At 47.2% G+C, this 235-nt stretch carries 1 protein-coding gene; it reads right to left on the reverse strand.

The window, feature by feature from the left end; genetic code table 11:
- Positions 1-235: type VI secretion system Vgr family protein (locus tag D7V20_RS19705; protein ID WP_147395840.1), on the reverse strand; the 235-nt coding region annotated here is incomplete at both ends.

The raw sequence follows: 235 nt of genomic DNA on the forward strand, positions 1-235 counted from the left end.
GCAAAGGCTTTGAGTTGTTCAATCGATTCTATTTCATCGGTTTGTTGGTTTTTGGCAAGATCACTCAGTGCTTTTGCATTATTTTGGCTATTTTCAAGTTGTTGTTTGGCCTGTGTCGCATCAAGGTGGTCGCCTTTCGCTTGGGGTTGTGGGTCGGTGCTGATCAGTAAGCCTTGCGCTGCTCTTACTGCTCCCCAGTGTTCAGTTCGCAGTTCAAAGCCTTCGCCTCGGTTTT

The organism is Acinetobacter rongchengensis (assembly GCF_003611475.1).
GTDB lineage: Bacteria > Pseudomonadota > Gammaproteobacteria > Pseudomonadales > Moraxellaceae > Acinetobacter > Acinetobacter rongchengensis.